General features: G+C 44.1%; 9 protein-coding genes and 1 riboswitch. Of the genes, 7 read left to right on the forward strand and 2 right to left on the reverse strand.

The genetic code is table 11. The annotated features are described in order from the left end of the window. Nucleotides 1-70: 70 nt before the first annotated feature. The 6 genes from CAG68_RS18675 to CAG68_RS18700 all read left to right on the forward strand — a co-directional run bounded on the left by CAG68_RS18675 (nucleotide 71) and on the right by CAG68_RS18700 (nucleotide 5,176). Nucleotides 71-1,924: an MFS transporter gene (locus CAG68_RS18675; protein WP_086047514.1), complete on the forward strand. Its 1,854-nt coding sequence runs from the start codon at nucleotides 71-73 to the stop codon at nucleotides 1,922-1,924. Nucleotides 1,925-2,041: 117 nt separating this feature from the next. Further along, a complete protein-coding gene (locus tag CAG68_RS18680) occupies nucleotides 2,042-2,659 on the forward strand; it encodes a hypothetical protein (RefSeq protein WP_005373653.1) in 618 nt (205 codons plus the stop codon). Nucleotides 2,660-2,763: 104 nt separating this feature from the next. Then, nucleotides 2,764-2,904: riboswitch (FMN riboswitch) on the forward strand. Between the two features lie 113 nt (nucleotides 2,905-3,017). Further along, nucleotides 3,018-3,674, forward strand: a complete 657-nt coding sequence (gene ribB, locus CAG68_RS18685) for a 3,4-dihydroxy-2-butanone-4-phosphate synthase (RefSeq protein ID WP_005373655.1) — start codon at nucleotides 3,018-3,020, stop codon at nucleotides 3,672-3,674. Between the two features lie 104 nt (nucleotides 3,675-3,778). Then, entirely contained in the window at nucleotides 3,779-4,324 is a 546-nt protein-coding gene (locus CAG68_RS18690; protein ID WP_005373657.1) for a glutathione peroxidase, read from the forward strand. A gap of 10 nt (nucleotides 4,325-4,334) precedes the next feature. After that, nucleotides 4,335-4,778, forward strand: a complete 444-nt coding sequence (locus CAG68_RS18695) for a DUF3429 domain-containing protein (RefSeq protein ID WP_042522685.1) — start codon at nucleotides 4,335-4,337, stop codon at nucleotides 4,776-4,778. A 152-nt stretch (nucleotides 4,779-4,930) separates the two neighbouring features. Continuing rightward, entirely contained in the window at nucleotides 4,931-5,176 is a 246-nt protein-coding gene (locus tag CAG68_RS18700) for a hypothetical protein (RefSeq protein WP_005373664.1), read from the forward strand. Nucleotides 5,177-5,245: 69 nt separating this feature from the next. Here CAG68_RS18700 and CAG68_RS18705 read toward each other — a convergent pair whose 3' ends face one another. Together CAG68_RS18705 and CAG68_RS18710 are read right to left on the reverse strand one after the other, a co-directional pair. After that, nucleotides 5,246-5,845 carry a thiol:disulfide interchange protein DsbA/DsbL gene (locus tag CAG68_RS18705; RefSeq protein WP_005373667.1) on the reverse strand — a complete coding sequence of 200 codons (600 nt, stop codon included), beginning with the start codon at nucleotides 5,843-5,845 and terminating at the stop codon, nucleotides 5,246-5,248. 83 nt (nucleotides 5,846-5,928) lie between these two features. Beyond that, nucleotides 5,929-6,309, reverse strand: coding sequence for a hypothetical protein (locus CAG68_RS18710; RefSeq protein WP_025767950.1), 381 nt, complete (start codon nucleotides 6,307-6,309; stop codon nucleotides 5,929-5,931). A 278-nt stretch (nucleotides 6,310-6,587) separates the two neighbouring features. Between CAG68_RS18710 and CAG68_RS18715 the strand changes: the two genes are divergently transcribed. After that, nucleotides 6,588-6,861: isoamylase early set domain-containing protein (locus CAG68_RS18715; protein WP_161441499.1), on the forward strand; the 274-nt coding region annotated here is incomplete at its 3' end.

A 6,861-nucleotide genomic window follows, 5' to 3' on the forward strand; every position in this document is an offset into this window, starting at 1 on the left:
AAGCTGGTTTAATCGTTCATTGAGCATAAAGTGCTCCCATCTCATTCGACTTTGTTTAATCGGGGCCCGTATGTTTTTCTCAAAACGCTTTTTTCCTTACTTTGTGACGCAATGCCTTGGCGCACTCAATGACAACATCTACAAAAACGTTCTGTTATTGATGGTGACATACAGCCAAATTGATAACCTACCAATATCCGTCAATCTATTCGTTAATTTGGCGGCAGGCTTATTCATCCTACCTTTCTTTCTATTCTCAGCGCATGCTGGTGCCGTCGCTGACAGCATGGACAAAGCCAAATTAATCCGACGTCTAAAGCTCATCGAGCTGGCTATCATGTCTTGCGCAGCAACCGCTATTGCCACCCAAAGTGCCATGCTGATGCTGGTTCTGCTGTTTATGACAGGCACTCAATCGGCCTATTTTGGTCCCGTGAAATACGCCTTGCTACCACAAGCGCTCAAACCAAATGAGCTTGTTAAAGGAAATGCTTGGGTTGAAATGGGCACGTTCCTTTCGATTCTTATAGGTACGCTTAGTGCAGGCCTGCTGCTATCCATTCCTAATGGTACCTTGATTGCTTCTTGTGTCGTGATTACCTTGTCTTTGCTTGGGTTCATGAGCAGCGTGAATATTCCAGCGATGCCTAGCCAATCAAATGACAAAGCGAAATTTGAACCGATTTCTGGTTTAAAGAACACGTTAAAAGTGGCAAAAAAGCAGAGAGGCATCTGGATGTCTATTCTTGCCATCAGTTGGTTCTGGTTCATGGGTGCGACTTACCTAACTCAATTCCCTAACTTCGCACGCGAACATTTGTTCGCAGATAGCACTGTCGTTTCTTTACTGTTGGCATTGTTTTCCATTGGTATCGCTACAGGCTCTTGGTTGTGTGAAAAGCTCTCTTTCAACCACGTTGAGCTTGGTATTTTGCCATTCGGTATCCTTGGTCTGACAGTCTTTGGCGTCGACTTGCTATGGGCAGTCCCAAGTTATCCATCACTTCCGGTGCACTTTTATGATGTTCAAAGCTTCGTTGCTGAATCAAAACATCTACGCGTCATGATTGACCTGTTCCTTGTTGGTGTAAGCGGCGGTGTCTTTATTGTTCCTCTTTATGCGTTCATCCAATCGCGTTCAAACAAAGGGGAGTGTGCACGTGCCATTGCTGCTAACAACATCATGAATGCGTTGTTTATGGTGGTGTCTGCTTTGGTTTCGATCGTTGTACTCAGCGTACTGGAGCTTTCTATTGTGGAACTGTTTGCCATGATGGCAATAGGTAACTTCTTCGTGGCGATCTATGTCTATCGCCAAGTATCGGAATTTACACAACGCTTTATCAGTTATTTACTCAGCCATTGTATGTATCGTGTGTCCGTAAAGGGGCGCCAACATATTCCTGAACAAGGTGCTGCGTTAATCGTGGCTAACCATGTTAGCTATGTCGATGCATTGATTTTGATGGGAACCTCTACTCGCCCGGTTCGTTTTGTGATGGACAAGTCCATCAGCGAGCTACCTGTTCTTAAATATGTATTCCGTCATGCCGGTGTTATCCCGATCTGTTCTCCACGCAAGTGTGCCGACACTTACCGACGAGCATTTGAGCAGATTGAACAAGCACTTAACGACGGTGAGGTTGTCTGTATCTTCCCTGAGGGTCGTTTAACGTCTAACGGTCAATTGGGTGAGTTTCGCCCTGGTGTGGAAAAAATCCTTGAACGTAACCCTGTACCTGTCATCCCTATGGCGTTAAAAGGGCTTTGGGGTTCTTTTTTCAGCCACAAAGGCGGACATGCTCTCACAAAACGACCGACTCGTTTTTGGTCAAAAGTGGATGTTGTAATCGGTGAAGTGTTAAGTCCTGCGTCTTTAAATCGTCATCAATTGCAACAACAAGTACAGGATTTACTGGGCTGAGTCGCTTGCTACAGCAGTCAAACTTTGCAGCAAAACGTAAATATGCACCACAAAGCACAAGTAGTTCTTTGTTAATTAGAGTAGGATATCTACGACGTCATAAATCTAGGAGGTATTATGAAAATCATCATCTTACATGGTCTTTATATGCATGGGCTGGTCATGCAGCCTCTTAGCCAAAAGCTGAGAAAACTCGGATACGAAACGCAAGTACTCAGCTATAACACTGTTGCTATCGATGAGTCTTCACTGTTTGATTCTATTGATCATTCGCTTAATCCACTGACCACAAACGTGCTCGTGGGACACAGCTTGGGAGGCTTGATGATTAAGCGCTATCTCGCCAACAGAAAACCGAGTACTAACTTAATCTCTCATGTTGTCGCTATCGGTTCGCCTCTTAAAGGCGCGTCCATTGTAGGTCGAATTCAAGATCTCGGATTGGGTGCAATTTTAGGCAATTCGCCACACCACGGATTAAACAAACATGATGACGCCTGGGATTTCCCTCAAAAACTCGGCAGTATCGCAGGAACGATGCCGATTGGCGCTCGCCCATTGTTGATCCGTAATGACAACACCATGTCGGACGGTACCGTTACCGTAGAAGAGACAAGACTGGACGGTATGCAAGATCATATCGAAGTGAAGCAAACGCATACGAGCCTGATTTACAACACCTTCGTGCCGCAGCAGATTGATCACTTTATTCGCACAGATTATTTCCGTCGATAGCACACTTTTCCATCATACAGATGGAATCGACTTTCCAAGCTATTCAGTTCGCAGTACTATCCTAGCTCCACTTCTTCACAACTTGGATGAAGTGGTACATTTTTAATTGTTCTCAGGGCGGGGCGAAATTCCCCACCGGCGGTATACTTTTTCAAGTGAGCCCGCGAGCGCTCGATTCGTCGAGGTCAGCAGATCTGGTGAGATGCCAGAGCCGACGGTTATAGTCCGGATGAAAGAGAATAAGAATACACCAGCATAGCGAGTCAGATCGCTAAGAATGCTGGTGCACTTCTTTTTGATCGTATTTTACGGCGATCTCTCATACCGCCCTGATTCTGGTGAAATTTAGGAGTTAACCATGAATCAGTCATCACTACTTGCCGAATTCGGCGACCCAATTACTCGCGTTGAAAACGCACTTATCGCTTTAAAAGAAGGCCGTGGCGTACTGCTTCTTGATGATGAAGATCGCGAAAACGAAGGCGATATCATTTATTCAGTCGAGCACCTCACTAACGAGCAAATGGCATTGATGATCCGCGAATGTAGCGGCATCGTTTGTTTGTGCTTAACAGATGCTCAAGCAGACAAACTGGAACTGCCTCCAATGGTGGTAAACAACAACAGCGCAAACCAAACCGCATTTACGGTTTCTATTGAAGCGAAAGTTGGTGTAACAACGGGTGTTTCAGCAGCAGACCGCGTAACGACCATTAAAACGGCGGCAAACCCGCACGCAAAACCGGAAGATCTTGCTCGCCCGGGTCACGTATTCCCTCTGCGCGCACGTCCAGGTGGTGTAATGACTCGCCGTGGTCACACAGAAGGTACGATTGATCTGATGCAAATGGCAGGGCTTCAACCCGCTGGCGTACTGTGTGAAGTGACCAATCCAGATGGCACGATGGCAAAGGCACCGGAGATCGTAGCATTCGGTCGCCTGCACAACATGCCGGTACTGACGATTGAAGACATGGTAATGTACCTGAACCAGTTCGAGTTGAAACTGGCATAGTCAGATCTCAGCTCTTGAAAAAGCCGCGCATTTGTGCGGCTTTTTTGATCGATCCTCTTTGCACTTAAGTAGTTATACTTATTGAAAACAAGGGGAACAACACCATGAAAGGATTACTGAACTTCGCCGCTCTCGTTAGCTTTCTCTCCATGAATTCGCTTGCTCTTGCATCTGAGTGCCCTGATATTCTTCAAGGTAAGCAAAGGTTGTTAAACTCAACGGAAGAAGTCGATCTATGCGAAAGCTTTAAGGGAAAGACACTACTAATCGTCAATACAGCAAGCCAGTGCGGCTTCACTCCTCAGTTTGAACAGTTAGAAACCCTCTATCAAACTTACAAAGACCAAAACTTCACCGTTATCGGTTTCCCGAGCAATGACTTTCGACAAGATAGAGGAAGCGAAACAAACACAGCGAAAGTCTGTTATCTCGATTACGGGGTCACCTTTCCAATGATGGCTCGCTCTTCAGTATTAGGTGTAGATGCGAACCCAGTCTTCAACCAGATTACTAACCAAGCAGGCATAAAACCAAAATGGAACTTCTACAAGTTTCTAATCAGCTCTGAAGGTAAAGTTATTGCTACTTTTCCAAGCTCCACATCACCGACAAGTACTACGCTTACCAATATGATAGAGCAACAATTATAAGGTGACGACCATGACAACACGCTCAACCATGCTACAACTCGGTTACTTAGGCCTGGTTCCATTTGTGTTTAGTTTAGGGCTGATTTTCACTGACATCTCATTCTTCAATTTAAGTGGTCAGCAATTTTTCATCGCATATAGCGCCGTTATATTAAGTTTTTTATCCGGCATCCTTTGGGGTAATGGCATTGAGCATTACTACCATCGCCTTAGCCGAAATATATTAATTCTCAGCAACCTTTTTGTCTTACTGGCTTGGGGCGCATTACTGCAGGGCCACAAACATTACGCAGTCGCAACCCTACTCTTAGCAATTGGGTACCTTGCTGTTTGGTATGCAGAAAAGCTCGTGAGGAAAGTCGAACAAGACGCCGAGCCCAAGGGATATCAAGGAATGAGGAGCAAACTGACCTTCGGCGTAATCGTAATGCACGGATTGGCTTTAGTTTCATAACCTGGTCTGTCCAGTACTAAGATCACAAAAAAACGTCTTTTTATAAAACAATGTTCATTTCGTGAATGCACACATATTTTGAACACTGTTTTGTTTCATTTATGAACCAATCCACATATAAGTAATTCAAAGCATTCACAAAGGATATGAATATGTTTTTTCGCAAACTTTTGTTTAGCACTGCGATGATCAATGCAACGACAGGTTGCGTGTCTTACCAAGCACAACAAGCCGCCGCTCAAACAGTAAATAATACAGGAGCCGTGCTTACCAATGTGATTAAAACCACGATTGCTCAGCCATGTAATGTTGCAATCACTGCTGCTAGCTTGTTTTATCCGCATGCCATATTTATGACTAGTGTTCCGACTCAAGCATGTACAAGCGTTCTTAGATAATACGAAAGTGATAAGCATAAAAATGGCGACTCTACCGTCGCCATTTTTAAGCTTCAATGCTATTTACAGTTACAGCGTCAATAAGTAATTAACTAATTGATTGTACTCGTCGTAAGTACGAATTTCGTTGGCCAAAACAATGTATTTATTGTTCACAACCACACCCGGAACCCCTCTTAACGTGCTGGCAGAGAATTGCTTATCAAAACCTTTCTGCATTGAGTTTACGGCGAAACTGTTGTACGCCGCATCAAACTTCTTACCTTCTACGCCATTATCAACGAAGAGTTGTTTCAGCTCAGCTTCGTCTTTTGGCGCTTGTCGCTTTTGATGAATTTGGGCAAACATGGCAGGAATCATTGTATCTTCAACTCCTAGCGACACCATCGTCGCGTAGGACTTGGCCATCGGAATCGCCATATCTCCGCCCATGAACCCCACATGCACCTTTTCAAACTTTGCCTCTTTTGGCAGAGCAGGTTTTAAACGCTCAATAAGCGACTCAAACTTGTAGCAATGTGGGCAATAAAAAGAAAAGAATTCCGTCACAACAGGTTTCGATGCTTTCTTTACATCCAGAACTTTGTAGTGCTTCCCTTCTTCAAATTGCGCTGCATGAGCGGTAAAAGTCAGTAAAAGTGCACTACATAAGGCAAGTAGTTTTTTCATTGTTTATTTCCTTGTGGCATTCAAATGCCAAATCATTTCATTTGGTAAAAAGGGGTAAACCCCAAGTAATTTGAGATGAGGAATTAAACAATCGGAGGACGATAAAGCTTGGTGATCACTGTCACTACTTTTTCGACTAGAGGCCTACCAATCAAGGCAAGGCTATAAGGAAGAAGCAGTAAGTCGTTTTGAGATAAGTTGGCGGGAATTTTGACCATGCAGGAAGAGCTACAACTCGTGTGAGATTGTTGTGCCTTATTGATGGCTGACTCATCGTGATGTGATTCTACGCAGTCGTCATTGACGCCAAGTTGTTTGTGCAGAGCAGCCTGTTGAACAATAAGATCGCGTACTTCAATTGTTTTCATCGGAGCGGAAGCCTGCGCCACAGGAGCGACACTACTCAAAAGCATAGCAACTAAGCAAACTATCGCAGTCAACAATGTACGGTTCAACTTCAACATAGCTACATCAAGGAAAATGGTGATTTAAGATAATACATGATAACGGTTTGACTTCAAGATACGGACTCTCGGCTCGCTAACAAACTCTGTTCTTTGACCATTTTAGGCTAGTGAATTTTCTCTCTAACGATCCCTCAGTACACGAAACCAGCACAACGAACTATTCACCGTTCGGATACTCCCCTCATCAGATACCAGCAACAATTCGATAAAACTTGAAATCATTATGAAACACGAGTAATAGTTAGAACAGTTTTTGTACGAACAAGGAAAGATCAATGCTTAAAAAGAGATTCTTTAAGACAAAAGATGAAGTCGAAGTCACGTTCGAGCTAGATAAAGATCAGTGGGACTCTGTCCAAATTGCTGGAGACTTCAACAACTGGCAACCAGAACCGATGAAATTAGTGAAGAAAAGTCGTCAGTTTAAATTTAAAACCCGCTTACCTAAAGCGCAGAATGTTCAGTTCCGTTACTTGCTCGATGACGCGAAGTGGGAAAATGACCCACAAGCTGATGCTTACGTTCCAAATGCATTTGGCAGCGACAACA

Source organism: Vibrio sp. V42_P2S4T144, from assembly GCF_009904715.1.
In the GTDB taxonomy this organism is placed as follows: domain Bacteria; phylum Pseudomonadota; class Gammaproteobacteria; order Enterobacterales; family Vibrionaceae; genus Vibrio; species Vibrio alginolyticus.

Bases quoted from the DNA above. Each gene is read 5' to 3' on its own strand.
- CAG68_RS18700 (WP_005373664.1), top strand. From the start codon at position 4,931: ATGTTTTTTCGCAAACTTTTGTTTAGCACTGCGATGATCAATGCAACG.
- CAG68_RS18680 (WP_005373653.1), top strand. From the start codon at position 2,042: ATGAAAATCATCATCTTACATGGTCTTTATATGCATGGGCTGGTCATG.
- CAG68_RS18705 (WP_005373667.1), bottom strand. From the start codon at position 5,845: ATGAAAAAACTACTTGCCTTATGTAGTGCACTTTTACTGACTTTTACC.
- ribB (WP_005373655.1), top strand. From the start codon at position 3,018: ATGAATCAGTCATCACTACTTGCCGAATTCGGCGACCCAATTACTCGC.
- CAG68_RS18690 (WP_005373657.1), top strand. From the start codon at position 3,779: ATGAAAGGATTACTGAACTTCGCCGCTCTCGTTAGCTTTCTCTCCATG.
- CAG68_RS18695 (WP_042522685.1), top strand. From the start codon at position 4,335: ATGACAACACGCTCAACCATGCTACAACTCGGTTACTTAGGCCTGGTT.
- CAG68_RS18710 (WP_025767950.1), bottom strand. From the start codon at position 6,309: ATGTTGAAGTTGAACCGTACATTGTTGACTGCGATAGTTTGCTTAGTT.
- CAG68_RS18675 (WP_086047514.1), top strand. From the start codon at position 71: ATGTTTTTCTCAAAACGCTTTTTTCCTTACTTTGTGACGCAATGCCTT.